Source organism: Vreelandella rituensis (assembly GCF_003336665.1).
Lineage (GTDB): Bacteria > Pseudomonadota > Gammaproteobacteria > Pseudomonadales > Halomonadaceae > Vreelandella > Vreelandella rituensis.
On record NZ_QPIJ01000001.1, the window covers coordinates 1 to 26298 of the forward strand.

At 55.2% G+C, this 26298-nt stretch carries 34 protein-coding genes; 25 read left to right on the forward strand and 9 right to left on the reverse strand.

The annotated features are described in order from the left end of the window. The 4 genes from DU506_RS22925 to DU506_RS00020 all read right to left on the reverse strand — a co-directional run. Positions 1–262, reverse strand: a 262-nt coding sequence (locus DU506_RS22925) for a transposase (protein WP_479715036.1), incomplete at its 3' end; no start/stop codon positions are given. A gap of 36 nt (positions 263–298) precedes the next feature. Beyond that, positions 299–610: a hypothetical protein gene (locus DU506_RS00010; protein ID WP_114484902.1), complete on the reverse strand. Its 312-nt coding sequence runs from the start codon at positions 608–610 to the stop codon at positions 299–301. A gap of 121 nt (positions 611–731) precedes the next feature. Beyond that, a complete protein-coding gene (locus DU506_RS00015; protein WP_235825394.1) occupies positions 732–1694 on the reverse strand; it encodes a metallophosphoesterase in 963 nt (320 codons plus the stop codon). 43 nt (positions 1695–1737) lie between these two features. Further along, positions 1738–1953 carry a hypothetical protein gene (locus tag DU506_RS00020; protein WP_114484903.1) on the reverse strand — a complete coding sequence of 72 codons (216 nt, stop codon included), beginning with the start codon at positions 1951–1953 and terminating at the stop codon, positions 1738–1740. Positions 1954–2170: 217 nt separating this feature from the next. Here DU506_RS00020 and parS point away from each other — a divergent pair, with 217 nt between their 5' ends. The 10 genes from parS (at position 2171) to DU506_RS00070 (ending at position 9612) form a co-directional block, all read left to right on the forward strand. Further along, positions 2171–2641 carry a type II RES/Xre toxin-antitoxin system antitoxin gene (parS, locus tag DU506_RS00025; protein ID WP_114484904.1) on the forward strand — a complete coding sequence of 157 codons (471 nt, stop codon included), beginning with the start codon at positions 2171–2173 and terminating at the stop codon, positions 2639–2641. Further along, entirely contained in the window at positions 2641–3135 is a 495-nt protein-coding gene (locus DU506_RS00030) for an RES family NAD+ phosphorylase (protein WP_114484905.1), read from the forward strand. The genes parS and DU506_RS00030 overlap by 1 nt, the downstream gene beginning before the upstream one ends. Before the next feature lie 479 nt (positions 3136–3614). Beyond that, complete coding sequence (locus tag DU506_RS00035; RefSeq protein WP_114484906.1) at positions 3615–4070, forward strand: DUF2170 family protein; 456 nt, start codon at positions 3615–3617, stop codon at positions 4068–4070. Between the two features lie 42 nt (positions 4071–4112). Then, complete coding sequence (locus DU506_RS00040) at positions 4113–4820, forward strand: PspA/IM30 family protein (protein ID WP_114484907.1); 708 nt, start codon at positions 4113–4115, stop codon at positions 4818–4820. Positions 4821–4884: 64 nt separating this feature from the next. Further along, on the forward strand, positions 4885–5964 hold the full coding sequence (locus DU506_RS00045) for an ion channel (RefSeq protein WP_114484908.1): 1080 nt from the start codon (positions 4885–4887) through the stop codon (positions 5962–5964). Between the two features lie 55 nt (positions 5965–6019). After that, positions 6020–6751: a DUF2491 family protein gene (locus DU506_RS00050; protein ID WP_114484909.1), complete on the forward strand. Its 732-nt coding sequence runs from the start codon at positions 6020–6022 to the stop codon at positions 6749–6751. Positions 6752–6852: 101 nt separating this feature from the next. Further along, positions 6853–7275: a DUF350 domain-containing protein gene (locus DU506_RS00055; protein ID WP_114484910.1), complete on the forward strand. Its 423-nt coding sequence runs from the start codon at positions 6853–6855 to the stop codon at positions 7273–7275. Between the two features lie 12 nt (positions 7276–7287). Next, the gene (locus tag DU506_RS00060) at positions 7288–7968 is read left to right on the forward strand and encodes a DUF1190 domain-containing protein (RefSeq protein WP_114484911.1); all 681 of its coding nucleotides are present in this window, start codon (positions 7288–7290) and stop codon (positions 7966–7968) included. 98 nt (positions 7969–8066) lie between these two features. Then, positions 8067–9239, forward strand: coding sequence for a glutathionylspermidine synthase family protein (locus tag DU506_RS00065; RefSeq protein WP_114484912.1), 1173 nt, complete (start codon positions 8067–8069; stop codon positions 9237–9239). Positions 9240–9264: 25 nt separating this feature from the next. Continuing rightward, positions 9265–9612, forward strand: coding sequence for a hypothetical protein (locus DU506_RS00070; RefSeq protein WP_114484913.1), 348 nt, complete (start codon positions 9265–9267; stop codon positions 9610–9612). 153 nt (positions 9613–9765) lie between these two features. Here DU506_RS00070 and DU506_RS21395 read toward each other — a convergent pair whose 3' ends face one another. Beyond that, positions 9766–9954, reverse strand: coding sequence for a hypothetical protein (locus DU506_RS21395; protein ID WP_147273691.1), 189 nt, complete (start codon positions 9952–9954; stop codon positions 9766–9768). A gap of 104 nt (positions 9955–10058) precedes the next feature. On the opposite strand from DU506_RS21395, the gene DU506_RS00075 reads away from it, so the two are divergent. Next, positions 10059–11339, forward strand: coding sequence for a hypothetical protein (locus tag DU506_RS00075; RefSeq protein WP_114484914.1), 1281 nt, complete (start codon positions 10059–10061; stop codon positions 11337–11339). A 39-nt stretch (positions 11340–11378) separates the two neighbouring features. Here DU506_RS00075 and DU506_RS00080 read toward each other — a convergent pair whose 3' ends face one another. Continuing rightward, positions 11379–11810 carry a hypothetical protein gene (locus tag DU506_RS00080; RefSeq protein ID WP_114484915.1) on the reverse strand — a complete coding sequence of 144 codons (432 nt, stop codon included), beginning with the start codon at positions 11808–11810 and terminating at the stop codon, positions 11379–11381. A gap of 84 nt (positions 11811–11894) precedes the next feature. Continuing rightward, the gene (locus tag DU506_RS00085) at positions 11895–12149 is read right to left on the reverse strand and encodes a hypothetical protein (RefSeq protein ID WP_114484916.1); all 255 of its coding nucleotides are present in this window, start codon (positions 12147–12149) and stop codon (positions 11895–11897) included. 177 nt (positions 12150–12326) lie between these two features. Here DU506_RS00085 and DU506_RS21515 point away from each other — a divergent pair, with 177 nt between their 5' ends. The 5 genes from DU506_RS21515 to DU506_RS00110 all read left to right on the forward strand — a co-directional run bounded on the left by DU506_RS21515 (position 12327) and on the right by DU506_RS00110 (position 15268). Then, positions 12327–12842 carry a hypothetical protein gene (locus DU506_RS21515; RefSeq protein ID WP_181870642.1) on the forward strand — a complete coding sequence of 172 codons (516 nt, stop codon included), beginning with the start codon at positions 12327–12329 and terminating at the stop codon, positions 12840–12842. A 92-nt stretch (positions 12843–12934) separates the two neighbouring features. Next, positions 12935–14053 carry a phosphoribosyltransferase gene (locus tag DU506_RS00095; protein WP_147273692.1) on the forward strand — a complete coding sequence of 373 codons (1119 nt, stop codon included), beginning with the start codon at positions 12935–12937 and terminating at the stop codon, positions 14051–14053. 8 nt (positions 14054–14061) lie between these two features. After that, positions 14062–14250 carry a hypothetical protein gene (locus tag DU506_RS00100; RefSeq protein WP_114484918.1) on the forward strand — a complete coding sequence of 63 codons (189 nt, stop codon included), beginning with the start codon at positions 14062–14064 and terminating at the stop codon, positions 14248–14250. After that, positions 14250–14543 (forward strand): hypothetical protein, encoded by a 294-nt coding sequence (locus DU506_RS00105; RefSeq protein ID WP_114484919.1) that lies wholly within the window; start codon positions 14250–14252, stop codon positions 14541–14543. The genes DU506_RS00100 and DU506_RS00105 overlap by 1 nt, the downstream gene beginning before the upstream one ends. A 14-nt stretch (positions 14544–14557) precedes the next feature. Further along, entirely contained in the window at positions 14558–15268 is a 711-nt protein-coding gene (locus DU506_RS00110) for a nucleoside/nucleotide kinase family protein (RefSeq protein ID WP_114484920.1), read from the forward strand. 361 nt (positions 15269–15629) lie between these two features. On the opposite strand, the gene DU506_RS21520 is transcribed toward DU506_RS00110, so the two are convergent. Next, the gene (locus DU506_RS21520) at positions 15630–17195 is read right to left on the reverse strand and encodes a hypothetical protein (RefSeq protein WP_181870643.1); all 1566 of its coding nucleotides are present in this window, start codon (positions 17193–17195) and stop codon (positions 15630–15632) included. 229 nt (positions 17196–17424) lie between these two features. Here DU506_RS21520 and DU506_RS00120 point away from each other — a divergent pair, with 229 nt between their 5' ends. The 9 genes from DU506_RS00120 to DU506_RS00160 all read left to right on the forward strand — a co-directional run bounded on the left by DU506_RS00120 (position 17425) and on the right by DU506_RS00160 (position 24308). Then, the gene (locus tag DU506_RS00120; protein ID WP_114484922.1) at positions 17425–17628 is read left to right on the forward strand and encodes a hypothetical protein; all 204 of its coding nucleotides are present in this window, start codon (positions 17425–17427) and stop codon (positions 17626–17628) included. A gap of 12 nt (positions 17629–17640) precedes the next feature. After that, positions 17641–17901, forward strand: a complete 261-nt coding sequence (locus tag DU506_RS00125; RefSeq protein ID WP_114484923.1) for a hypothetical protein — start codon at positions 17641–17643, stop codon at positions 17899–17901. Between the two features lie 1035 nt (positions 17902–18936). Next, positions 18937–19212 (forward strand): hypothetical protein, encoded by a 276-nt coding sequence (locus DU506_RS00130; protein ID WP_114484924.1) that lies wholly within the window; start codon positions 18937–18939, stop codon positions 19210–19212. 179 nt (positions 19213–19391) lie between these two features. Next, positions 19392–20027, forward strand: coding sequence for a hypothetical protein (locus DU506_RS00135; RefSeq protein WP_181870644.1), 636 nt, complete (start codon positions 19392–19394; stop codon positions 20025–20027). Positions 20028–20204: 177 nt separating this feature from the next. Further along, positions 20205–21269 carry a nucleotide exchange factor GrpE gene (gene grpE / locus DU506_RS00140; RefSeq protein ID WP_114484926.1) on the forward strand — a complete coding sequence of 355 codons (1065 nt, stop codon included), beginning with the start codon at positions 20205–20207 and terminating at the stop codon, positions 21267–21269. Between the two features lie 258 nt (positions 21270–21527). Further along, positions 21528–22103 carry a hypothetical protein gene (locus DU506_RS00145; protein WP_114484927.1) on the forward strand — a complete coding sequence of 192 codons (576 nt, stop codon included), beginning with the start codon at positions 21528–21530 and terminating at the stop codon, positions 22101–22103. A gap of 83 nt (positions 22104–22186) precedes the next feature. Next, complete coding sequence (locus DU506_RS00150; RefSeq protein WP_114484928.1) at positions 22187–22585, forward strand: hypothetical protein; 399 nt, start codon at positions 22187–22189, stop codon at positions 22583–22585. A gap of 138 nt (positions 22586–22723) precedes the next feature. Further along, the gene (locus tag DU506_RS00155) at positions 22724–23329 is read left to right on the forward strand and encodes a tetratricopeptide repeat protein (protein WP_114484929.1); all 606 of its coding nucleotides are present in this window, start codon (positions 22724–22726) and stop codon (positions 23327–23329) included. A gap of 199 nt (positions 23330–23528) precedes the next feature. After that, positions 23529–24308 carry a hypothetical protein gene (locus DU506_RS00160; RefSeq protein ID WP_114484930.1) on the forward strand — a complete coding sequence of 260 codons (780 nt, stop codon included), beginning with the start codon at positions 23529–23531 and terminating at the stop codon, positions 24306–24308. Positions 24309–24421: 113 nt separating this feature from the next. Here the strand turns inward: DU506_RS00160 and DU506_RS00165 are convergent, their stop codons facing one another. Beyond that, positions 24422–26164, reverse strand: a complete 1743-nt coding sequence (locus DU506_RS00165; RefSeq protein ID WP_114484931.1) for a methyl-accepting chemotaxis protein — start codon at positions 26162–26164, stop codon at positions 24422–24424. Between the last annotated feature and the right edge of the window lie 134 nt (positions 26165–26298).

Below are 26298 nucleotides of genomic sequence, written 5' to 3' on the forward strand. Positions count from 1 at the left end.
GGCAGCGCCTTTGAATGTCACGGGAACTGAACACGCCATGGCTATACGCATAAATGAGCAGAGAGACGATCAGGCGGGGGTGATAGGCCCGCTGGCCAAGATGGCTGTATTGTTGCTCGACCGCGGTGGTGTCGATCTGCTTGAAGAGTTCTTCATAAAGAAAGCAGTCATGGTCGTCGGCCAACAAATCAAAGAGATTGCTGGGAAACAAGAGGTGTTGGTTCGCTTCGATCGGGCTCTCTTTGAACGGAGGGACATTCATGGCGACGTTTTTGACTTTTTTGAAGTTGAGGCACCATTATAGCCGATATCGCACCATTCTCGGACAGCCTCCTAGGGTGCCGTCGCCCTTCATGTCTTTTTCGGTGATGAAGAAGTCGGCACCACCCATGAAGTAGTGCAGGTAGGCAATAGCTTGATCGCCCAGGCCGTCTTGTTCGTAGGTGACCGGCATGCTGGACACGGTATTCGCCAGCTCCTGAATTTGGCGAAGCGTGGCGCTGCGGACATCATTATCGCGCAGGTTCTTGCCCATGCGCCGGATCTGGCTGATGGACAGGAAGGGGATTATGGCGGCGGTCAGTGTCGAAAGAGTGGGGCTATGGTCCATGGTGATGCTCCTGCGGTTGCGTCGTTGATCGGCGGTTGCCGTTGTTAAGCAATATACATTATATACAGGTGCAGCGCAACCCATATACGAAATGACCGGGAACTTATGTCATTCCTGCAGGCTAGGCGCTACCCCCCGCAGGCTTGGTCAGGGCATCGACTACTTCCTGGAGGGGTATCAGGGTCAGGTGGCCATAGGGTGTAAATGCGCCAGTGTCCAGAAAATGCACGTTTCCGTACCAGGTCGGGGTGTCAACGATGGTATGCCCAACGACAACCGCGTCGATGCCCTCGACCGGGGTGGTATCGCCCCGCGTGTGGCGGGTACGCCCCCAGGTGAGACGGTCGATGTACGCCTCGGGATTATCTCGCACCCACTGCCAGTTCGCCGGCGGCTCTGCGTGGCAGAAGCCAATGCGCCGATCCCCAATCGTGATTTCCCGAGCCAGAGGCAGGTGGCGCAAAGCCTCGCCAAGGATACTCTTCACTTCCAGAGCGCCTTCCAGGTACACCCAGCTTCCTCCGTTCGCCTGCCAGTGATCCCAGGCATTGCCGGGACCGGGGCCATCTTTCAGCGCGTCCCAAGCGAGCCTTTCATGGTTACCGAGTATAAAACGGCTCCATGGTTCAAAGGCGAGAGACAAGCATTTGAAGGAATCCGCACCCCGATCGACAAGATCCCCGGTACAGTAGAGCAGGTCGCGTTGGCGATCAAAGCCGACCCGCGCCAGCTCCGCCTGCAGCGCATCGTACTGGCCGTGGATGTCACCACAGACGTAGACGGTCCCGGTAGTGTGTTCGGGGTCACTCACGAACAAGGGGATGTCACCCTGGCAGGGTGCGCGGTACTGCCGCTCGATTTGACGAAGCATGTCGCTGAAGGTCTGGGCCGGAATAGAGTCGGGGCGGGCACGATCAATCGCGTCGGCCACCTCGAGCAGCTGATGAACGCCCGGGGAAAGCTTGGGCGCGAGAACGTCAACTGTGGCCTCGATGTCAGCGAAGTCGTCGTCTGCTACCTCCAGATTGCCGGTTGCGACGACCTCAAACGTCCCGCCGGCCCTTACGTGAATTTCGATTGGCATGATGGTTTCTCCCCAAGAAAGGCGGGTGGTAAACAAGATGAAGTTAAGCGGACATTCGCTGAACGTTCATGTGCGCCTGAAAATCACAACGCGCCCCGGCAGCGGCACTCTCGGGGCTTGGGTAGCCGTTCGTGACCACTCCGTCGAAGCTGATCCAGCCGTAGGTGGTGCGCTCGGCATCGTCGGAAAACGAGCGAAGACGATAGCCGGAAGGCATGGGGCAGCGAGTCTTGACGTTATGGTTGGTGATGGTGCTCATGGGTAGCTCCTGAAAATATGGGCCAGCGGTTGCCGGCGAGCAATCTAAACTAATATTATTCAATATATGGGATTAAAGCAACCCATATTTGAGTTGGCCGCCTTAAAGATTCGACTCTGCCTGCATCGGCCGCGTTAACCGCTACGACAGATTATTCGACCGCGTTGCCATTTGGCACTATGCTGGTGCCAGTTGGCATAAATGGGAGGAAATGTTCATGACCGTCGCCGAACGACCCGTAGAGCAAGAGCGCAGCATTCAGGACAGGACGCTGAAACGGCTGACAGGTGATATGGAAATCACGTCGAAGTCTGCCTTTGAAATTCACGAGCTGATCGAAAAGGGTCTTGATTATCAAGGTATCGCTAAGTTTGTAAGCTCCTTCCATGACGACTACAACAAGGAACTCGTATCCAAGATGATGGGCATGTCTGAGCGAACACTGTATCGCCGGGCGAAAAATCCAGCTCCTCTCACCCCAGAGCAGGGAAGTCGAGCCTGGCGCTTTGCAGAGATTTTGGTGAAGGCTGAAGACATATTTATCGATCCCGAGGAGGCCGAACGCTGGATGCGCACGCCGGCAATGGGGCTGGAGGGACGCAAGCCGATTGACTTGATCACGACGCAAGTGGGCTATGAGCTGGTCGATGATTTCCTCACGCGTCTCGATTACGGGGTTTACACTTGATGCGGGATTGGAGAGGCAGCCGTGATGTCTTTCTGTGGCGCCTGGAGCGTAAGCGCCATGTCGAAACCTGGTCCAGCGGTATCGGTGCAGAATTAAGCGGAGGCCGCTGGAACTCCAAGGGGCGCGCTGCCGTCTACGGCTCACTTGACCCTTCGACGGCCATTCTCGAGGTTGCCGCTCACAAAGGGTTCAAGGTGCTGGATGTGGATGAGCACTACCTCTTGGGTGTCAGGATTCTTGACCCAAGCAGGGTACATGAAGTTTCTCCAGACTCACTTCCCAACCCAAACTGGCTTGTTCCTGGATCGCCAGGGCAGGGCCAGCAGTCTCATGGAGACAAGCTTCTTGCGGTGCATCCCTTCATCGTCGTGCCTTCTACTATTTCTCAGCACAGCTGGAACATCGTGCTGAATCCCGTGAGCGCCCAGGGGCTCTTTGATCTGGTCGTTGAGGAGCGCTTCGCCCTCGATACGCGGCTTAATCCGCCTCTGTAGACAGCGTTCACGGCAAGCTGGCAGTAATTGGCAAAGAATTCTTCACATGATGTGATGAGGGCGTCTTTGTCCTACTTCGGCGGCTAATGCCCGCTGGAGCATGTCGAGCAATCGCCATGCAGCCTTGTATATGGATTGACCCCAACCAGTATTATAGATAGTATTGGCAGACTCCTCAGGCAGAGCAGCATTCTTATATCAAGTATTCTCTAATCTAAAGCCTAGTAAATTCGATTCGTGAGACAATTATCTGGTGTCTACACCATAGCAAATGATTCTAGCTCGCTAGAATGTTTGGCCTAAAGCCTGCTGTAAATGGCGTATTCGTAAGCAGGGCGGTAAGCGCCATTTGCGTGGGTGGTAAAGGCTGGGGCCGATAGATTCTCTTAACCTGCAGTAGATCTAAGTAGTCGGCTTTTAGGGGCTAACAACGCGCCCCGTCACGGCGAAGACGCCAAACGTAAGAGGAAATATTGAATATGAGCGATAGCACCACTCAGGTACTCACCCCAGACGAGCTGAAGAACCGGCTCGTTGCAGTTTTCGACTCGGTAGTGAATGTCCAGCACGAATGGCCAGAGTGTGGCATCTGGCTTGACTTGGAGAACGCCTCGGTGGCACTCCAGATGCACGATTACGGTGATCTGTCAGTGACCGTCACGCTCTCTGATAGCGGCTGGCTGGTGATGACCGAAGTAGCGCCGGTTTCAGCGGTTCATAACACCGCAGAGCTTAACGAAACGCTTCTGCGCCTGGGCATGATGCTGCCACTGGTATCGATCGGGATTGCCGATATTGCCGGGGAATCGCATTACGTCATCTACGGCCAGTTGTTCCCCGACTGCAAGCTGGAAGCATTGAGCGCCGAAGTGCAAGCCTGCGCCGATGCCGCGCTGGACGTAGCGGGATTGCTTCAAGAACAGCAGGCCGCCTAACCCGCCGCCCGCATTTGTCCGACTCAATACAAGGAATTTTCAATGCTATTACGCAAGATGTTTACCGCTCTGCGTGGCAAGGCCACGGAAACGGGTGAAGCCATCGTTGACTCCCAGAGCATTCGGATCATGGAACAGGAACTGCGCGATGCCCAGAAAGCGCTGGATGGGGCCAACACCGAACTGACGTCGATCATGGCGCAGCGCAACCGGGCAGTGCGTGAAGCTGAAGAAATTCAGAGCAAGATCACTGAATACGAAGTCAGCGCCCTTGCGGCGCTCGACAAGGGTGATGAAGGGCTGGCCGGCGAAGTTGCCGAGCGTATTTCCCAGCTTGAAAGCGACAAGTCGGTGGCCGACGCCAACGCTCAGCAGTACGACCAGACCGTGGCATCACTCAAGTCGACAATTGCAAAGTCCAAGCAAAGCATCCGCCACGTTGAACAGCAGAAATCCCACGTCAAGGCCACGGCGGCGGCACAGAAGGCCCAAGCCGCTGTTGCGTCAAAGCATGCCGGCCAGAACGCCAGCATGAGCAGCGCCATGGCGTCACTGGATCGCATCAAGGAAAAGCAGGCTCAGAACGCCGAGCAGATGAAAGTGGCACAAGAACTGGAAGATCAGGAATCCGGTGCCGACCTGGACAAGCGCTTGGCCCAAGCCGGTATCAACGGTAACGGTTCGACAAGCTCGAATGATGTCCTGGCGCGACTCAAGGCGAAACGGCAGGGCACGGCAAGCGACGCCTAACCCTTAGGCTTTTCCACGACACAGCCGGTAGCGCTACCGGCTGTGTCTGGCGCAAGAGATCAACATGCCAATATTCCAACAACTTCTCAAGGCACTAAAAGCCTCCACGATAAACGTGAGCTGGTCATTTCTTTTCATGCTCGCCATCGCACACATGACCACTTCCTGGGCGCTCATGGCTCTCTCGGGTGAGGTCATGGCCGAGTCGTTCACGCTTTGGGTTTACTACTACATCGTCAGCGCCAGCACGGTCGGCTATGGCGATATGAGCCCGGTCAGTGCGGCGGGGCAATGGGGGGTGGCGCTCTACGTGATACCCGGTGGTATCTCGCTATTCGCCGCGCTAATCGGCAAGGCCACGGTGTCGGTCAGCACCTTTTGGAGGAATCAAATGCAAGGCAAAGGCAATTACACCGCCCTGCGCGGGCATACCGTGGTGATCGGCTGGCATGGCGAAGCGACGGAAAAGATCATCGACATCTTGAAAGCCGACAGCCAGTTACCCGATGAAATCGTGCTGTGCGTGGTGAAGGACATCAACAACCCGCGTCCCGCCGATGTGAAATTCGTCAAGGGCGCCAGCTTCTCCGACGCCGATTTCCTCAAGCGCGCCGGTATCGAAGGCGCCAGCCGCGTGATTATTTACGACCAGTGCGATGAGCGCGTGGCCACGGTTGCCTTGTCGGCTTATCACCTGAAGGGGGCAGGGTGCCATCTAGTAGCGCACTGCGATAACCCGGCCACAGCGACGATGCTGCGGCGCACGCTCCCAGGGATTGAGTGTACCGAAGCGCTGGCGCTGGAAATGCTGGTGCGTTCGGCAACCGATGCTGGCATCAGCCGGGTGGTCAATGAACTGCTTGCAGTGGATCACGGGGCGACGCAATTCCAGACCCGTCTTGAGCAAGTGCCGGAGGGGGCGGTGTTCGGGACGCTGTTTTCAAACGCCAAGGCGCAGCACAACGTGACCGTGCTGGGAGTGTCTTCCTGCAGCCACGACAGCGACATGCTGAATCCTCCAGCGGATCGCCCCATCCAGTCTGGTGATCTTGTGTATTACATGGCGTCCCAGCGCCTGACGCCCGAACAGTTTGGGTCGCTCCTGGTTGCACACACCGAGTCACCTGCAGCTGTTTCGGCCTAGCGTCACGGCACCCAAAAGCAAGGCGAACGCCATCTAACCATCAAGAGGGAACCGTATGTTGTCAGCACTCAAATCGCTGTTGCGCGCCGGATCGAAAAAAGAACAGGCCGAGCATGACCGCCATGTGGCCAAGATCGCCGATGGCTTGCCGGATGGCATGACCCCGGCTGATTTCGAGGGGATGCGGCTCGATGGCATGGTTTCGCTCGACATGCTGGCGTTGAAAGCTCATGACGCCTTTCGTTTCGATCCAAGCTGGAGCGGTGAAGCCCATCAGATCAAGGCCATTGGCGTGGTCGAACTTGGCAAAGGCGAGAAACTGACCCGCTTCTACCTGGAAAACGACACCTGGATTCAAGCGGCCATCGAGGGTGATCGAGTTTTTGAATACAAGGTCTTCGATTTCCACGCGGCCCAGGATGTTTCGGACGTTGAGTTTGACGCCATTATCAACAACACCGATCCCGCTGATAAAAACGGTGTCGGCGCCAGCTGCTACGTGTTGCCCAGCCAAGAGGGCGACGGCACGACGTACAAGCGAGTTTGGGGCGCTGAAGACAGCGCCTGGTCACCGCCCGTGATTCTCGAAGAAACCGTGACCCTCGCGGAGGGAGGCATTCCGTCCCAAGTACGCCACCACTGCATGCTTTACGAGCGGCACCTGCCTGAAGCCGATCGCTTTGAGTACGTGATTATCAGTGCCGAAGAGGACGCCGGGGATGGAAGCTACCAGCTGGTGACCAATCTCGGGGTGGATATCCGCGCCCTGGTGATCGACGCCAACTAACGCTGCTCACCGTGATGGACGTAACCCCTCGGCCGAATTTTTAGCCCTTTCCTGGGGCATCACCGGGCATTTGCCCGCTTCAACGAGAAGGAAATTAGTAAATGGGAAACCTTGGTCTGTACCTTTCCGGCCTGCCGGCATTCTTTGCCTACCTGGCCACTGCCGCGATCATGCTGGTGTTGTTCATGATGGCCTACAGCAAGATCACCCCGCACAAGGAATGGGCGCTGATCCGCGAAGGCAATGCGGCGGCGGCAACCGCCTTTGCCGGGGCGATTCTCGGCTTCACGATCCCGCTCTACAGCGCCATGGCCAACAGCGTGGGATTTATCGACTTCATCCTGTGGGGCATCGTGGCGTTCTTCGTGCAGTTGGTGACCTTCTTTGCGATCAAGGGCGTGCTACGCCGGCAGGGTGAAAGCCTGTCCACGCATATCGCTGACAATCACATCGCTTACGGCATCTTGTCCGGCGCCATCGCAGTGGCTATCGGCCTGCTCAACGCCGCCTCCATGGTTTGGTAAAGGGAGATCACGATGTCGAAGAAACATTCACCGAATTTGTCACGCCGCAAGCGTAGCGTTCGCTTAACGCTGGCCCTGATGGGCGCCGGCGCTGCCGTCACGCTGGCGGGTTGCGCAGACGACAATAGTTACGAGAGTTACGAGGCGCCACACGTTACGGGGGTGGCGTTTTCAGACCCCAATCCCTACCGCGATGTTGAGGAGTGCGTCGAAGCGAAGGTCTATACCCGGCAAACCTGTGAAACGAGCTATGCAGACTCGCTCAAGGCCGCCCCACGCTTTGATAGCCTGGAGGCCTGCGAGCAAGCTCACGGCGAGGGGGCCTGCGCCCCGCCAACCCAAGAGCACCTTCAGGCATCGGGCGGGTCGCAAAATAGCGGTGGGGGTTGGTTCGCCCCGGCGCTGATGGGTTACATGGTGGGCAACATGATGTCGGCCAGCAGTAATGGCTCCAAGCTGCACAGTGCCTACCACGAGCCGGTATACCGTAACCGAGAGAATCGGGGTAACTGGAATGCGGCGACGGCGGCGACGACGACCCGCTTGGCCCAGCGCCATAATGAGGTTAGCAAAAGTGTCGCCGCGACAGGCCGCAGCATCACCAAGCAGCGTGCGGCAACGGCCAAGTCGATGGGTACCCAGCGTAGTGGGTTTGGCTCACGTTCTTCAGCACGCGGGGGCTTCGGCTCCTAACTCACCCCCGCTGGTGCTTGCCATCGAGCGGGCGCCAGCGGAATACGATGCACCAGGGAAGAGGAGCTGGCCTTGGCACAAACGAGGGGAAGAAGAACATGCTACGAGTCGCGGTTAATCAACGTCCCAACTGGAAAGAACTGGCGGCGAATCTGGGCTTTCACTTTCACACCATCGAGGGTGAGCCCTACTGGACGGAAGATGCCTACTACCAGTTCACGATGGAGCAGGTCGAAAAAGACATCGAAGACCCGACGGAAGCCCTGCATGAGCTATGTCTGGATGCGGTGGATAGGATCTGTGACTCAGATGCGCTGTTGAGTCGCCTGGCGATACCTGAATTCATGTGGGGCAGCATTCGTGAGTCCTGGCGATCGGGGCAACCGCACCTCTACGGTCGTATGGATTTTGCCTATAGCGGCACAGGTCCTGCGAAGCTGCTGGAATTGAACTATGACACTCCCACGTCTATCTACGAGGCGGGGTTCTTTCAGTGGGTGTGGCTGGAACAGGTCATTGAGCAGAATGGGTTGCCGCGCCACGCCGATCAATTCAACTCTATTCAAGAGCGCCTGATTGCCGCCCTGGCCCACATCGGCCAGCGACTGGAAGGCGGAGAACTTTATTTCTCAAGCATCAAGGATCAGATCGAGGATCGGGCCACGGTTGAATACCTGCAGGACTGCGCGGTGCAAGCCGGCCTGGCCGCGCCATTCATTTACATGGAGGATATCGGGCACCGTCCCGGTAGCGAGCATGGCTGCTTTGTGGACTTGGACAACCAGCCGATTCGGGCCTTGTTCAAGCTCTACCCTTGGGAAGAGATGAATACCGAGGCTTTCGGAAGATTGGTGCCGAAGCTGGCCACGCATTGGTTCGAGCCCCCCTGGAAAGCGATTCTCAGCAACAAGGCGATATTGCCGCTGCTTTGGGAGCTTAACGAGGGTCATCCCAACTTGTTGCCTGCGTTCTACGATCCAGAGCCTAACAAGACGCTGCCGGCGGGCTGGGTACGCAAGCCATTTTTCTCCCGGGAGGGCAGCAATATCGAGCTGGTAACACCAGGCGGGGAGCGGGAATTTGTCAGTGGCCCCTACACGGACAGTCCGCACATTATCCAGGCCTATCATCCGATGCCGCGGTTCGGTGATCGGCACGCGCTGATTGGAAGCTGGGTCGTGGGTGACAAAGCCTGCGGCATCGGGATTCGAGAGGATGTGGGGCGTATCACGAAAGATACTAGCTGCTTTGTCCCACACGCCATTCTTTAGGAACTAAAAGAACGAGGTACGTTGCGTGACATATTCGGCACAAGATTATTACGACGCAGACAATGCCATGGACCAGGCTCTTGAGAACTGGGAAGCGGGTATCGAGCCTTATGAGAAGGTTGAACAGGCCGAATCTGCATTATCGTCAGTCATCACCTACCTTCGTGCCAATGGCACGATGCCGAAAACACGCCACGAGATGTTGGAAGATACCCTAGATCTACTTTATCCCGAGGCGGCTTCAAGAGAAATTGTAACCTATGAAGGTGAGAGATATCAGCGAAGATTCCGGCCGCTGAAAAGAGGAAAAGGAGGCGGCGTCGTAAAATGGGAAAAATCCTGGTCGTTGGTTTTAAAGATGAGCTATGAATAGCGAAAGTTTTTTGATGGCCGTGGGCTGCCGATAGCAACTGACAAAACGAATAAGGGCCTGGCTATCCAGCGGCCTGTTTTGAATGAATCGTCGGAGGGTTCAATATTAGCGCCGTGAGCTTGGGTCCGGCGACTAGGCGTAAGCCGTGATGCATTAGCCGTTAATAGCTGCCGCTAGGTCTTTCCCATAATGCCTGGATAACACATCCAGCAAGTCTTCCGCTTTAAGCGGCTTGCCGTCGCAGTAAACGCGCTCCCCATTGACCTCTAAAGCACCGTAGTAAATGCGTGCATTGATCAGGGTGTCAGCATTCTCGGAGCGTTTTTTGCCTGTCGGTGTCACCTGACCCCTATACTGAGTTATTGAACATAAAAGTGCTTTTACCTCGGCATCCGAAATATTGAAGGGTATGCCCAGGTGAAGCGGCTGACTTACAGGAGATGCCGATGCCCACGTCACAACCGGAAGCCCCTCTGGAGCTCTACGCAAACCTCCAAGAGAAAGCCTTGATCATGAATCGCCTGCTGGAGCGGCGACCGTTGGAGCAGCAGTGCCTGCTTGACGCCATTACCTCGCCTGAGACATTCCCTCAGAAAGACGGCCGGGAAGGCAGCGGCCTGGCGGAGTACAAATTGCGCACCCTGGCCGGGCAGCAGCTGCCAAGACTCGAGGATCACTATCCCGCTACCCGCGACTCCCTGGCGATGGAACGCGCCCTCTATGACATGAGCGATGAATCCCGGCTGATGACTCAACACTATGCCGCCGCCCTCGAAGCCCTGGGTCAGGATGAGATCATGGATTGCCTGGCGCTCAACCGGCAGTACGAGAGTGTTTTCGGGCAGATCGGCAAGACATCGATCGCTGAACGACTCAAGACGCTGGGATTGAGGCAGGACACCCAGCCGGGCGATACCAACCTTTTGGCGGCAGCGCTCACCGATACAGAGGCGGCCTATGCGCCTAACGCCCGTCCAGAGCAGCTGAGTCAGCGAGTACGCGACAAGTTGCTCCCGACGCTTGCCAGAACTGCCGAACGCTGGCTCGAACGTGCGGGGGAGGTGATGGCCGACGCCGGCGAGTTCACCCGCAACGAGCTATCCCAGGCAGCCTCAAAGCTCAACAGCTGGGCAAGTGGCATGACGGGAAGTCGAGTTAAGACATTTGCCAGCTATGCCGCTATCGCCGCGGTGAGTATCGTGGTGGGGGTAGCGAGTCCTGATGTTGCTCATGCCGAGCCGGACCAGGCATACGAGGAGCAGGCGCGGGCGTTCTATGAAAGGCAGAAGGTAGCCTCTTGGAAGCGGGGCTTAACCCCGGAAGGGAGCGGGTACTTTTCCTTGAGCAATGAGCCGGAGGCTATGCGGGGAGCGATTCCCTACAACACGATCAATGCCGAGTGGCTCAGGGCGGCCCTTGAAAAATCCAACATGGTCGAGCAAGTGGAACGCATGGACAAAATCGTGGGAAGCCAGCGGTATGTCGATCATCAGGACTTTCTCGACATCCTGAACGTATCTTCATACGGCGAATATCATGAGGCGACGCGTTTCATAAACTATCAAGACGCAAGGCAGCTTAACTATTTCATGGAAACACATAGCTTCTCAACGGCGGAGGCCGGCGAAGCCGTCTTTCCGTCAAGCTCCCAGGCGCCAGAGGCCAACAACAAAGCTTCTCAGCCGGCTGTGGTAATCAGGACAGCGCAGGGTCCCGGCATGGGGTGAAACACCCCGTGCATCGCAAGAATATGCAAGGTTCTCCGCTCAGAACATCCAGGTGCGGGGATTTTTGATGGGTAAATTCCTGGCGGCTTGCACGATCCCCACGAGCATTCGTGCGTAGTACCAGACGGTAAGGCCCTGGACGATGCTTCTCACCGGCCAGGCAAGGCCAACATCGTTGCCACTGATGAAAAGACTCAGCGTCAGCAAATAGAGAACAGAGCCCGCGATACCCACCAGAAAGGTCAGCCAGAAGGTGCGAATCTGGAAGTGATAATGGGTAAAGGCCAAATTGCCGCTACCCTTGCGGTTCACATAGCCAATGATCAGAGCCACAAAGGGTGCAAACCAGATAAAGGGACTGGCCAGGTAGAGGACGTAGGTTGCCAGCAATAGCCAGTTGCGCTTGATATTAGTTTTGTCTGGCGCCTGTATCTCTACAGGCGCTTCGCTGGACGGTGTTTTGGGTAACATGTGGGACACTTCCGTTCTGAAATCTTGGGGAAACGCAGGTATTCTGATGCTAGGTATATATTACCTGAATTTGCCGGCGCCTAGTCAGCCTGGGAGGCGGTAAAGCTCGTGTGGGTAGGCTTCGAGGCTGCCGCCGGACACGTTGAGAAGCGAAATCACGCTGTCACAGTAGGTGTCTTCGTCAAGCTCAGCTGCGCAGATTGATGGCACCCAGGTCACGGTGTAGAGGCCATTAGACAGACCCTGGCACGGATCAACGAAGAAGACGGTTTCGCCTAGCTTGAGCGGCTTCTGGAAAGTGATTTTCTGGGCGCCAGTAGGGAGGTCAGTAGCAGTCATGTAAGTTCCTTGGTTCGGTTGAATCGATCGGTTGGCCGCGGTTGCGGCAGGCTGTTGTGCATTCAAATAATAATATATACTTCGGTTGACGACAACCGATATATAAAATAATATTGTTAGCACCGTTGGCAACCGCCATCCATGAAGACGTAACCACGACCCACCCGGAGCTCCGCCATGACTACCGCCCCCGCCAAGACCATTACCCTGACCGAAACCCAATACGCTCTGATGCCGCAGGATTACCGCGGTGAATGGACGACTGAGCGCACGGACATTCCCAATTGGGAAGAGCGCCGTATCCAGTACATGGGCAAGCGTACCTTGCTGACCGCCCATAGCCGGCTTGTGATCGAGGGCATGGGGCTTGAGATCGTGCCGGACGTCCATTCGCACGAGGTGCTGATGCGCATCGCACGGGTGCTTGAGGCCGCGTGCAATCGGGCGTATCTGATGCTCGATACCGTCCAGATCTCCGCCAAGGATCGTCGCCAGGCGCGCAGTCTGGCTCAGGTCATGGCCACCATTGATCTTGCCCGAGGAACGGAAGTGGTGGTCAAGCTTCATGACGGTGTTGAGGGGTATGCCACGCTGACCTTCGATATGAGCACGGGACGTTGGGTAAGCTTTATCGCAAGCACGGAGCTGCAAGCCTGTCTTGCCGCCTTGCAGTCGGAACAGTCCGGGGACTGATCGGCTGGCGGGCGGAACGCTTCGGTGTTTCGCCCGTATGCTCGGCTTGACCCCTATAGAAGGGGTATAGCATCCACATGCAGGGCTGGAAAATGACTGGACAAGCAGAGCGCGCCCCCTGGGGCCGGGGATTTCCCTCCGTGATGAGAAACGGCGAAAACGGCACCCTCAAGGCTCACCCGCGTTATGCCGAGGCCAAAGGTGGCAGTCCTGAGGCCGCGTTGGACGTGGTGACTTCGCTGCTCTCCCCGCAGCTGCTTGAGCAAGTAAGGGCACTGGCCGACGCCCATGGTAGTCAGCCAACCCTGGTGCCGGTGATTGCCGAGGAAGCCACGGGGCGCAACTGGTTGCCGATGGCGCTGGCCAAGCACGTGGAGCGTGCTTTGGGCTTTCCGCTAACCACCGCTATCGTGCAGGCCAGCAAGGTCGCCCGCACAGACAAGGGGGCGGATTATCGGCTGGTGCACAACCCATGCTTTGCGGGCGCGGTCGACCCTGGCCGGACGTACCTGATCCTGGATGACACGATAGGCATGGGCGGCACCCTTGCAAGTCTGCGCGGCTACATTGAGAACCGTGGCGGCGAGGTTATCGGGGCTAGCGTGATGACCGCTCATCCTGGCGCGCTGGAGCTTCCGATCACGCACAAGATGCTCCACAAGATCGACGCCAAACATGGTCCGGGAATGAATGTGCTCTGCGAAGACATCCTTGGGCATGGGCTGGACAGGCTAACCCAGGGCGAGGCAGGGCACTTTGCGGCGGCGAAGAGTGTCGAAGCAATGCGCGAGCGGCTGGAGGCGCAACTTGCTGCGCCAGCCACCGGTGCCTTTCTGGCGGAAGTGGAGCTTTTTTTCGAGGCATTGCGCGGGTACGAGGCGCACCTCTCGACGCTCTGTCGTGAAGGGGCCGCTGGGCGCAGGGCGCTGGGCCGCCGTGATGGCCCCGCTCTGGTGGAACACTTGGATGTTGTCACCCGGGCACTTGAGGGAGTGCGGATTCCCCCTTTGCTGAAACAGCAGATGGCCCATGCTCAGGCACAGCTTGTGCGCGAGGTCATGCCGTCAACGCCTGATGCCAGCGTAGGACAGCCGTCGAGTACCAGTCCGCCGGTCGAGAGGAATATCGGATTTGCCGCAGGTCACCCGTCACGCTCGCCGAGGCAGTCCGGGAAGTCACTCGAGCCGGGCTATGATTCTTTCAAACAATGAGGTGCTGTATGACACATCAGAATTCAGCGGTGGCCAAAGGTCAGGGTCGCGCAGATCAGGACTCTCAGGGCGTTCCACGGGAACTCTCGGCGGCTGAGGTTGCCGAGCTTCGCCAAAGCGCCGAGGACGCCTCCAAACAGATGGACGACTGTCTGGATGCGTGCGAACACTCGTTGCCGATCAAAGGGCAGCGCTAGTGGGGTGGCTGCTTTCTGTTCGTGATCGAGGTGGCGACTATCGCGACAGTACCTTTTTGCTCGATTCACTGGCATGCGCGGTATTTCTCGCGGATAGCGGGCTGGAGATTCTTGACCAACGCGTTGCCATCGCCAGGCAAGCGCTGAGCAAGGGCGATGCCGAGCATATCGGGCGTTCTGTCGAGGGGGTCATTGCCTGTCTGGATTTATCGCAGCTGTCTACCTGCATGGTCAACCAGGTCGCTGCAGCCCAAAGAGAAGTGAAAGCGTGCCAGGCCAGAGCTGCACGTTAGGGGAGATCTTCTTCATGCTGATGACGCTTACCGGCCCTACCGGCTCGGGAAAATCGACTCTCGCCCAGGCATTGTGCGATGCCGGTGTTCTGTTGATACCAAGCTGGACGACGCGAGCCCTTCGCCCGGGTGAAGCCGAGCGTGGGGATATGGTTCAGGTTACTGCGGAGCAGATGGCGCAAAGCGCGATGCTCGAAATCGCTGATTACGATGGTCACCGCTACGGGACCCCCGTCACCGATACGGTGACGGCCGCCCTTGCCGGGGAGTGCGACGCCTTGAAGATCGTTGAGCCGGAGGGCCTTCGCTCGATTCGCCAGACCTTGACCAGGCGCGGCAGCTGGCATCAGCTGGCGCATGTCTATGTTGATGTGGACGAGAATACCGCCGTGCGCCGCCTGCTGTCCCGCTGCCATGGTCACCCCGCGAGCGCCGATCGCCGACGCATCGAGCGGGCCGCCAGAGAATGCCGAGACTGGCCCCTGGCCTGTGACTGGCTCCATGTGGTGGACAACACACGGGAGAATGCCACGCTTGGGCACCTCGCTGATGAAGTGATGGCGTCTGTGCGACGGTTCGAGGATCGCATCAAGCTTTTGTCACCAGGGAGCGAGACACATGGCGAGTTAGGCTTGCTCCTGGAGGGGCTGACCGCTCATGCTGATAACGGTCTGCGCGATCGAGTCACACAGGCCCGGGAAGCGCTTGCTGGCCCAGCAGTATGACCGCGTGAAAGCTTTGATGGGACCATTTCCAAAAACGGGGTTATCGTCAGCGCAGAAGGTGGTTGCGCAGCCCTTGTCAGTGCCTGCAGCCCCGACACGAGGAATGCTCTAGGGCGAGCATGGCGGACAATAGGGAGCCTCAACATGCCGAGCTGCCACATCACAAACACAACCGGCACCTTTCATGTCAGGGGGGGTGATCTCGGACCACATTGCGCGGATTGCGCCGACCTGGGTGCCTTCTTGTGCGATTACCCCATCGGTTCCGGGCTGACCTGTACGCCAGCGAGGCCCCCGCCAAGTTTCCGTGAAAGGAAGAGAAAAGGAGTGCCTGTGAAGCGACAGTTGATACATCCTCCGCCTACGAATCAGGATAGTGCTGGTCAACCTCAACCGTGTGGTCTGTCTCGTCCTCTGCCAATTCCTCTAGTGTCTCTACGCAAAACGCGCCGTAGTAGATGTGATCATACATTGACGCTGGGCCTAACATCTTTCCCGCGTAGAGGTGGGGCATGAGGTGAATCGTATACTCTGTTGGCTCTTCTTGCTCTTGGAGCATGCCCATCTTGTCGCAAAAGAAAGCGTGGCCGACAGTGTTGATTAACGCGTAGGCGACATCATGACCTCGGTGGCTGGGGATCACGTAAAGCCACCCTGCTCTCAGCGTTATTTCGCATGCCCCTGGCACTTCGGCAATAGTGCCGTCCATCGACATAAGGCCTACCAGCTGCGTGCCATCCCAAATTTCAAAGACGTCATTTTCTCTCAAAGCAATGACCATCATATCGAGGGCTTGGATTAGCTCGGGTTCCACGTACCCCTCAGTGCGTTTGATAAGGTCCCGCACTTCCTTACTCGATGCCTCCAATAACGGCAGTTTCTGATCAGGGGTAGCCATTCCCCGCGACACGCCAAACGCATCACTGATCGCGTTAACGTCAACCTCGCCGGGATACCCATTCTCCTCGAACCACTCGATCTCCTGGGGCTTCCATAGCGGCTCAACCACCGCACCAGGCATGTCCTTGAGCAGTTGCCTGTCTTCCAGGTTGGCGATGAAGTGTTTTAGCAGATGTTCTATGTCGCCATCATCATCGTCCTCGTCCTCGTCCTCGGCGTGGCCATGCAGGAGCTCTGGTAATTCCGCGACAATCCTCTCGACAAGTCCGGGCGGTACATCAAAAAGCTCGCTCATGGCCTCGATCATCTGATCCGGGTTTGGTGCGCTCCCCGAGTCCTGCAGATCGGCCGTGAAATACAGCGGCACCTGCTCGGCGATTGTCGGGATAAGGGACAGTACGCGCTCCTTGCTGATGTTGTGCTCAAGCTCCGGATCAATGACGACCGCATACAGGTCTTTCCCAAAGACGCGGCCAATTTGGTGATGCTGGTGCGTGAGGTCTTCCGTAATGAGCTTGGCCATGGTGGACCCAATGCCAGTGCCTCGCCGGTCTGGCCTAACCTCCACTCCGCGAATCGAAAGTATGCGTCCGCGCTTAAACGCAAGGTCTGAGGCCTCGGTCAGCTTGATCAGATTCCAGGACATTTCGTGTATTTCGGAATTGTGCTGGTCGGTCATATCAAGAAAGGCGGCGGGTGAGGGCGGAGCCTTGGAAAAGCGGTAAGCAACCATCCAGGCGCCAGCAACGACCTTGTTATCTTCATCGAACGCGAGATAGAGAAGACCTTTTAAGCTGAGCCCCGACGCTCTTTGCTGGTCCTCATCAATATGAATGTCTTCAATTTCCGCGAGGTGGTAATGGATTCCGCCTATCTCTCCTAGCTTCCTTCCGCCTGGCAACTCTCCATTAGGCAGCGTCTGCCTGGGCAGCATCCCTTGATCCTTATCATTGAAGATGCTGAAGATTTCCCAACTTTGCGAATGCTCCTTAGAGGAACGAGGGGAGGGTCCGGTGTTGTTGCGCATGTAGCACCTGCTGAGTTTGGGAAAGGTGAGATATCCTGCAATTATACCAAAAGAAGAAAATCATTATTGCAGAAGCCCCTGCCCTGCAATGCCCCATCCCATGTTCCAGCTAGCTAGCTTGAAACGGCATTCCGCCCTGAACTGGGCGGAAAGGCCCATGGCTGGTGCCAGGGGCTTTTGATAGCCGATCAGAGACGGTCGGCTGCCAAAGCAACCAAACAAGGAAAACATGCGGGAGACAGCGGCCAAGCTCGACCGTATGGCCACCGACCTGGAAGAGAATAACGACTGGGATGCCGCCAGCGGCGCTCTGAACGCCGTGCCTAACCTGCGGCTTGACCTGCTGGCAGCGCGCCCCATTCGTGAGTTCCAGTATCAAGTGGCGGAACTGGAGAATCGGTTGTCCGCATCCAGCGACGCCGAGAGCCAATAAAGGGGAACCATTATGGCGCTGCACCTGGAGCAATTCGTCGCGGAGGTGAAAACAGATATTGACGCCTTCGCCGCCGACTATAAGGCCCAGCACGCGGCGAATCCCGAGCACTACCCGCTTGAGCTAAACGATGACAATGCCGGTCTGTGGACGGAGTTCTTCATGGATTTCATCGTTTTGCGCGGGAAACCCGGCTGCTTTAGCACCGGGAGGGATAGCGCGTCGTGCGCAGCACGACTCGGTGTTCCCTGTCCGCGCCTTCTTTTTAGTTAAGGGTGCGTGTCAAGTGATGGGCGTCGCCATCACCGTGCTGGATTAGGGTGCAGGCTTTCCACCTGCTGGGCTGTTAGGCTCTGCCCGTAAAGGCCTAGTAACGCGGGGCTTGCGCCCCATCTCCCCTCGGGAATGTCTGCAACCGGCTCCTGCGTTTCCGCAGCGATCAGAACCTTCGGCGCTTTACCTTTCGCCAGCATGATCCTGACCTTTCAGAGCAACGGACTGAGCGAAGCATCCGCTGGTGAGTCTTTGCGACCTGTTGCAAACGTAGCGGGTTGGCTACCGCTTTCCCTGGTCAACCAGGCTTGTTGTTACAAGCCTGCCCTTTAGGGCGAGGTAGTTGACGAATCGAGACAGACAGCCTGACCAATGAAGGCTGACGCCTCGCACTAACCGCCGAAAGGTCACGTGCGAGGCTCATTGCGTGATTAATCGACGCGGGTAACCTGACCGTTTTGCACGTAGACGCGCATGCTGTAGTTGCACTTACGACACTGCATACTGCCGCTGCCGTGGCTGGTACCAAGGGTACCCACAACAGGGCTGACACATTTAGGGCAAGTGACACTGTACGTAAAAGCCATTTTTAACCTCGGGTAGATAGTTGCCGGAATTTGTGAATTAGTAATAGATCACTTACCAAATTCTTAATCAATATCTCACTTAAATTAATGCTGTTCAAGCTGTCAAATCCGGCAATGACGATAGAATAGCGACGAACACAACAGGCCAGGAAAAGCCACCCTCAAACCTGTGAAGTAGGAGTGATGTAGGATAATATTTTGCAGCCCGCTCATATGAATTCCCTTTTGGAGCTATAAATAGGTACTGTGCGCATAGTACCATAAAAGAGGATATTCTTTGAAAATGGCTCAGGTGAATAAAGCCAATACAGAGCTAGACAAATTCTCGCTTGAGCAACCTAACGTTCGTGACGAATCATTGGCCGAGAAATGATCCTTACGGCTTCAGAGCCCCAGTCGTGAGCTGGATCATCTGAGTAGTTCAGAAATTTAAAACTGGAGAAAAATTATGGAATTTTGGGAAGTGGCCGAAGAAGCACGCGCACAGCGGGATCTACTGGATAAGCAGGTTCAGGTGAAGGAGGGGCATATTGTCCTTAACGCCACTCCGGAAAATGAGATGGCAGACTACAACATTGCCCTGAGTCGCTGTGACACCCCGGCAAAGCTACTTGGCTGGATACGGCACCTGACGGAAAAAACTTGGCTCACCTTGGACATGGTGGACCGTTTCATCAGTGAGGCGTGCCGTGAGAACAATATCGATATCCAACATGACGTGTAGGGATTCACGTTGCTGGGCCGAGGATATTGACCTGATCAGCAAAAAGCCGTGAGGATCGGGCGGGAGCCTAAAACTCCCGAGAGAAGCCCTCTCGACGGCCGGAAATCGGATATAGGCCTTTTTTGTCTAATCATGGAACCCCCTGGCGGCGGGGGGTTCACTTGCCGCCGGAGAGAATGTTGAAAAAGTCCAAAAGAAATAATGAATATAACGCAGAGCTTGACGAACTGTTAAAAAAATACAACAAGCGTTCACGGCGGGCAGAAGGTATTTTTAATGCAGCCAGCATTTTATGGGTAGTCTGTTTAACGGCCATAGCGTCTATATCTTTCTTTGCAATGTCAGTGCCCGGCCATTATTTTGAAAAAAACGTAGGCATTGATAAGAGGGGGCAAGTTCCAAATATATATGAATGCAAAGGCATTGAGGACTCAGCAAGCCTAAGTAAGGTAGCTTGCATAATGGAGCTAACTTCGTCGCTTGAAAACTTTCATGAGCATGCCATGGCTATGAATGTTGTTTATGACGTTCTTAAAATTTCTAGGGTAGGGGAGCCAGCCTATAAAGCTTCTTGCACTGCCTATATGACTCTTTACAACAGGACCTTGTTATCCTTGATGAACATGGATGACATTAAAAATGTCATAGCTTCAGAGAAGGCTGCCAATACTATTAATGGAGTATTCGGTAAGCCTGAAAGTCAATTAATGAATGACTATTTATTTGATTGGTTTGTCCTGACGAAGAGGGCGCAAAATATCACGGATCGAGCGATGTTCTGCGATGGAAGTGGCAGTGGTTTAAACATTGCGTGAGGATGTTACTCGATCCACTCGGCCTTTAATTGATAATTAAGATCGTTGCAGAAGCGACGGTTATTGCCTTTTCGGAGAAAGCTAGAGTTTCAAAGCAGTGCATCGTATTTTATTTGCAAGCCAAAAATACTGTGGCATAATTAAAATAATTTAATAAAGCCTTCAAGGAGGAAGTAAATGACGGAAAAGACAAGCGGCTACGATATTGAATTAAAAGTAGACGTAACGCTAGAAACTCTTGTTAATGAATGTCCAAAAAAAGGCATTGAGATAAGCTATGATCGTGACATGAAATGCCGCGTTTGTAGTGAGTATGAGAAATCACCGATCCGTATAAAAAACTGCAAAGCATGCCATAACACCCATGTCGAAAGTGTAAGGCATACCGCCAAATTTAAGACAACACCAGGAAATATTGACAACCAAGGAATGAGTCTTGTATACAAAGAACACGGCCATTATTGCCCCGCTACGAATAAGTATGGTCGTCTTTTTGTCACGTATAACATAAAAAAAGAAAGCAATATATATTTTGACGGGAAAGACATAATTAAAGAGCTATGGATAACTCCTCTTCAATTAAGAGTTGGATTGAAATTTTCGATTTGGGAAAAACATTACATTTATAAGAAGCCCGGGGAGTTTTCAGACTACAGTCGTTTTTATGCCCTCGGTTATGGAGGATATGAACTAGACGACCGAGAGCGAGGCACTCTAAATTTTGTTATCAGAGTAAAAGATGAAAGCCAACATAGACCTAGCGAATTTGAGCTAGCTGTCATGAAACGGATTGACGTTCTTGAAGACCAGTTGAAAATATCACAAAAGAAAATATCACAGACGTCATGCCAAAGTGCTGACCCAAATGGAAAGTTCCCGTTCGGGAAGGAAGCTGCGGAGATGTCATCTGAACGAGCGCGAGGTGTCAAAGCGTTCATCGAAGACCTGCTCCCGTCTATCGATAGCTTGGAGAAAGCGCTTGAGAATATGCGCGCCCCTAGCGATCAAGCCCATCGAGAGGGTATCAGTCTTATTCTTGACCTCCAGCAAAAGGCGCTAGCCAAGTATGACGTTTATAAAATCCCAGCTAAAGGCCGTAAATTTGACCCCTACCAACACGAAGCGGTGGCGGTTAATTCTGAAACAACCATGCCAAAGAACCTTGTTACCGACGTACTACAGGAAGGCTATACCCATGCCGGTCGCTTGATCCGTCCTGCCATGGTAAGGGTTAGCTCCTGACACCCCGATCGTAGGTAATGGGCTTTGACCCTGAAATAAGCGGGCTTACTTGCTCAAAAAACCACAGTGATGGAGAAAAACATAATGCTGAAAGTCTTTGTTCGGTTGGTACCAAGCTGGAAGACGCGAGCACTTCGCCCAGGTGAAGCCGATTGCTGAGATCTGAGGCACCTTTTGTGCTGTTGCCACTTGCCCGGCCAAAAAACAGTGATACGTTAAGACGTGGATCAATGCCATCAAACCGCAAGAGGTAATGCCATGCTGAACCAACGTCACGACCAGACTATCGCGAATGCCAAGGCATCCCTGGACGCCGAGCGCCAGTTGCAATCGCTCGCCAACGACATCGATGCCACGCTGCTGAATGTGTTTCCCGATAGCGCCACCTTCACGCGCAAGACCAATTTCGTTTACGAGATTGCGGCGCTGTTTACCGTGGTGGGCATACCGTTTCATCTGTACCGCGGCGAGGCATGGTCTGCAGAGCGGGGCAAGCTTGATCTTGAGGGCGCGGAAGGACACGAATGGCTGGAAGTGCCGACGCGGTTCGGGCGTGTCATTGTCGACCCGACCCTGCGTTGCAAGCTGATGGATGTCTGGGAGGACGGGATCGACTTCGATATCCCGACAGTCCTTACGCCCAAACAGGCGGCGGGCATCGGTCGCGCCTTTTGTGGTGAACGCCAGCCACTTGATGATTACTTCTTCTCGACAAACACCAATGAGGCCGAAAACGCCTTGGGCGACGTTAGGCTGCTTGCCGAAAACCATGCTCGTTTTTTCGGGAGCGTAGCTGCTGAGCGCCGCGAACCAGCAGTGCTAGAAACTGATTAGGGAAGAAAATGGCCTGGCCGGGGCCATTCATTAGCCCGCTGAGGCCCGGCTAAAAAAGCCAACAACAACCAAGGTAGTGACAGATGAATAATGAGTCTCTTCGCAGTTTACTCCTAAATCGTGAAATTCCTATTTATAGCGAAAATCATGCCGAAAATGTTGTATACAAGCGACTTTACAAAGCCTCTATTGAGGTTGCTGACAAACTACTCACTGCTGGTGTAGGAGCAATAGCGCCTATTTATACTGTATGTGCCACGTTATTTCTTGCGGAATACAAAGGCAAGCTGGAAGTGTGCGAATACCCTGATTGTCCAATTAATGGGCAGGTTGGAGCTGAAAATTGCTTCCCTTTGTCTATACTCCAACAAAATGATTTAAACGATTTGCACGATTTTTGGAGCGCTATAGAAAGTTGGTTAGAAGAGCCCGAAATAGAAATTGTTAACCCAGATTTTCTGCCGGCAACCGCGACGAATTAAAGGTAATGGAAGAAGCTATAAAAAACTAGGCAAAGGGAGGCATGCTTGGCACACTGAGTAACCTCTATTGTAGAGAAACAAGGCCGTACCGCATTTAGACTTAATAGTTAAGCGTAAAACAAATAAAAGGTGATTGTGATGTTTGTTTCGATTCGAGTAATGCTGTCAATAGTAATGATGATATTTTCAACGTTAACATACAGTGATACCTTGCTTGATGCAGAGCGGGCTTTTGAAAGCAAGGATTATGAAAAAGCATATAGAATGTACAGTACACTTGGTGAGCAGGGAAACCCGCTAGCTCAGGCCTATCTTGGTTATATGTATGAGAATGGACTCGGCGTTAGGGAATACTTAAAAGATGCTTACTTCTGGTACGAGAAGTCCGCCGAACAAGGAAATGGTTATGCGCAATTTAAGCTTTCCCAAGCATACCGTCCTGGCTCGTTATATAGAATAGCGGATGAAGAAAAAGCGTTGAATCTTCTATTTTCTGCCGCTGAGGATGGCCATGCTCGGGCGCTTAACAATCTGAGTGTTGTGTATGCTGACGCGACTCTTGGGGTTTCCGAAAATCTGGTTCTGGCATATATGTATGCCAAACTAGCAGCAGACAGGGGGGATCTTGTAGCTAAAAATAAGCTAGCCAGTAACAACCTGCCTCGACAAATGTCTGCTTCTGAAATTAGCGCTGCAATAGAATTAGCAAACAGTTGGAATGTTGGCCATAGATTGCCGCGGTGATAGTGAGATAATAGCAGTCAGTTTCTTCGGCAACTTCTAGTCGATTGTCGGGTGCCTGCACAGGACTCTCTGTGGGTACCCTTTGGATTTTTTCCGCAGATTGTATATATGGGTTGCAGTATTCCGTATATAGGCGTATTATTCAGTTGTGACGCGGCAACCGCTGCGACAGTCAGTATCACCAACAGGAGATATCATCATGGCACAGGGCATATTCAGTACCGAGCGCGTTACCACCCGCGAGAAACTTCCCCCAGGCTATTCCATGCTGCATTCGGAGTTTGGCGGTTACTTCTGCTCATTCGGCGACTGGGCTTCCGACGATTTCCGTACCCAGAAACAGGCTGGCATGGCCGCTCGACGGCACTACGGTCAAGTTCGTAGAGAGCAGAAGGCTCGCGAGCATGCGATGAAGCGGGGGGATGCCCCAGGCAGTGCCGAGGCTCAAGCGGTCAAGTTGGAGGCGATTCGTGCACGCTTGCAAGGGGAGTGGGACAACCCGGCGCTGATGGCCTTTGGCCCGCTGCTGCCCGATGCGGCCGAGGACGTAGCCCGCTTGTCCGACACTGCGCTTGTCCTGCCGATCACTTGGACCGCAGTGCAGGCGGCGAAGGAGAAAGACGATACAACCTTCGTCAAGGAGAAAGACGATACGCCCTTCATGGTCTTGGCTGCGAAGTATGAGTATGCAGACGTGGAGGCGAATGAGGCTCCCAGCGATGCCGTATTCGAGGGGATCATGGCGCGGGCAACCCCGGCAGGTAACTTTCCGAAGGGTGCCACCTTCCAGGAACAGGTCGCCATGCTGACCCGGCCCTACCTGACGATTTCCAAGGCCCAATACCTTCTGCTTATTTTCTCACAGGAATGGGTTGCCGATATCTTCGAAATCGACGGTACCTATTTCACCTATGGGGATGCAGATAACGGCTATGCCCTAATGCCCCTGAACGAGGAAGGGGTAAAAAAGATTTCCTGATCGATTAGTCCAAGCCATAGGCGCGCTTGCTGCCATTGAACCCGGCAGGGCGCGCCTTTTGCTATCGGGAGTTGGGAGGCTGATCGCGCCAGCCTCCCGAAGAGGCGTTTCGATCAGAAGGTTTCCCAGTCTTCAGGTTCCGGCTGATGACGTACCGAAGCGAGATCACGGTTGGCGCCGTGGTTTGGAGGCGCAATGCCCACCGGTGCGCCAGCCGATAAGGTGAAGCCTGCGAGAAGGGCCGTGAGGTGTTCGGCTTGGCGACGCATATCGGCGGCGGCGTGGGTGGTCTCCTGCACCATGGAAGCGTTCTGTTGGGTGACACCATCCAGTTCACCAACCGCTGTATTTACCTGGCTGATGCCGATGGATTGCTCGCTGGCCCCTTCGGAGATCTCGTTGACTACCCCACTAACACGCTCGATACGTGCCACGATATCGCGCATGGTCTGGGCTGACGCCTGAACGACCTGCTCGCCCCCCTGAATATGCACATTGGATGCTTCGATCAGCGTGCGAATCTGCCCGGAGGCGTCGGCACTGCGTTGAGCCAGGTTGCGGACCTCCTGGGCCACCACGGCAAAGCCGCGTCCGTGTTCGCCTGCACGTGCGGCTTCCACCGAGGCGTTCAAGGCCAGAATATTGGTCTGGAAGGCGATGCTGTCGATCATTTGAATGATGTCACTGATCTGGCGACTCGACTCGCGTATTTCCCCCATGGTGGCTTCCACCCGCGTCATGGAGGACTCGCCTTGCTTGGTGACGTTCGCAGCGTCGTGAGCTAGTTGCCTCGCCTGATCGGCGTTTTGGCTGCTGTGGTGAACCGTGGCGGTGATTTGCTCCATGGCCGATGAGGTTTGCTGCAGGCTCGCCGCGGACTGATCGGTGCGACTGGCCAGATCGTCGTTAATCCGGGCGACCGTTTCGGAGGCCTGCTCCACAGCAAAGGCGGTGTTTCGCACTTGCCCAAGGATATGCTCGATCTGCGCCAGCAAATCATTGGTCTGGCTGGCCATTAGCGCGATTTCATCTTTCCCCTTGACCGGCACACGGCGGGAGAGGTCCCCCTGGCCTTCAGCGAAGTCGGCCGCAATGGCTTGCAGGGCGGTGACCGTGGAGGTGATTCGGCCGCTCATGCGCCGCGTGACAAAGCCAGCCCCCAGGGCAGAGATCACCAGCAACAAGAGACCGGCAATCGCGTAGCGGATGGAGACCGCGACCAGACCGGCCTTGGACGCCGCTTCGATCTCAGTCATCGCCTGATCGATATCGGTGGTGTAGGCGCCAGCGCCCACCAGCCAGTCGAGTTCAGGAATGATCGTCACATAGGAGTGCTTGGTGGCATTTTCACCGGTGTCGGGATGCGCCCAGAGGTATTCGTAGACGCCACCGCCGTTGCGTCCCACCTCAAGCATCTCGCGGATGAAGGGGCGCCCTGCGGCGTCTTTGGCGTCGAGCATATCCCGGCCCTCGGTCTCGGGTACCGCCGACTGAACCCGCATGACGCCACCGGTATCGACCACGAAGACATAGTTGCTGCCCTCGAAGCGGATGCTGCGCAAGATCTCGGCGGCTTGCTCACGTACCTCTGGGGTAATCGTGGCGTGACGGTCCAGCAGGGGGGCAAGGGCAGTGGTGGCGGCTTGCACCACGTCGCTGACGCCTTGCTGGCGCATCTCAACCATCATGGCCCGCTGTTGTTCGAGAGAGGCGCGGTTTTCCTTGGCCTGTTCAATCACCCCGCCGGTCGAGACGATGATCGTCACGGCTGACAGGGGGACAAGCACCAGGGCGGCAATCCGGGTGGAGAGGCGCCGGTGGAAGGGTAAGGATCTGGACGTGGAGGTATTAGGCATTGTTGTATCCCTGGCAAGGGCTTTAAATATTGTGTACTGACTACGATACCAGTTTTTAAAGCGCCAGCGTGAAGATAGGTGGACTGCCACAGACCTGCGCGGGCAAAAGATGGTCTATTTCTTGTATATGGGTT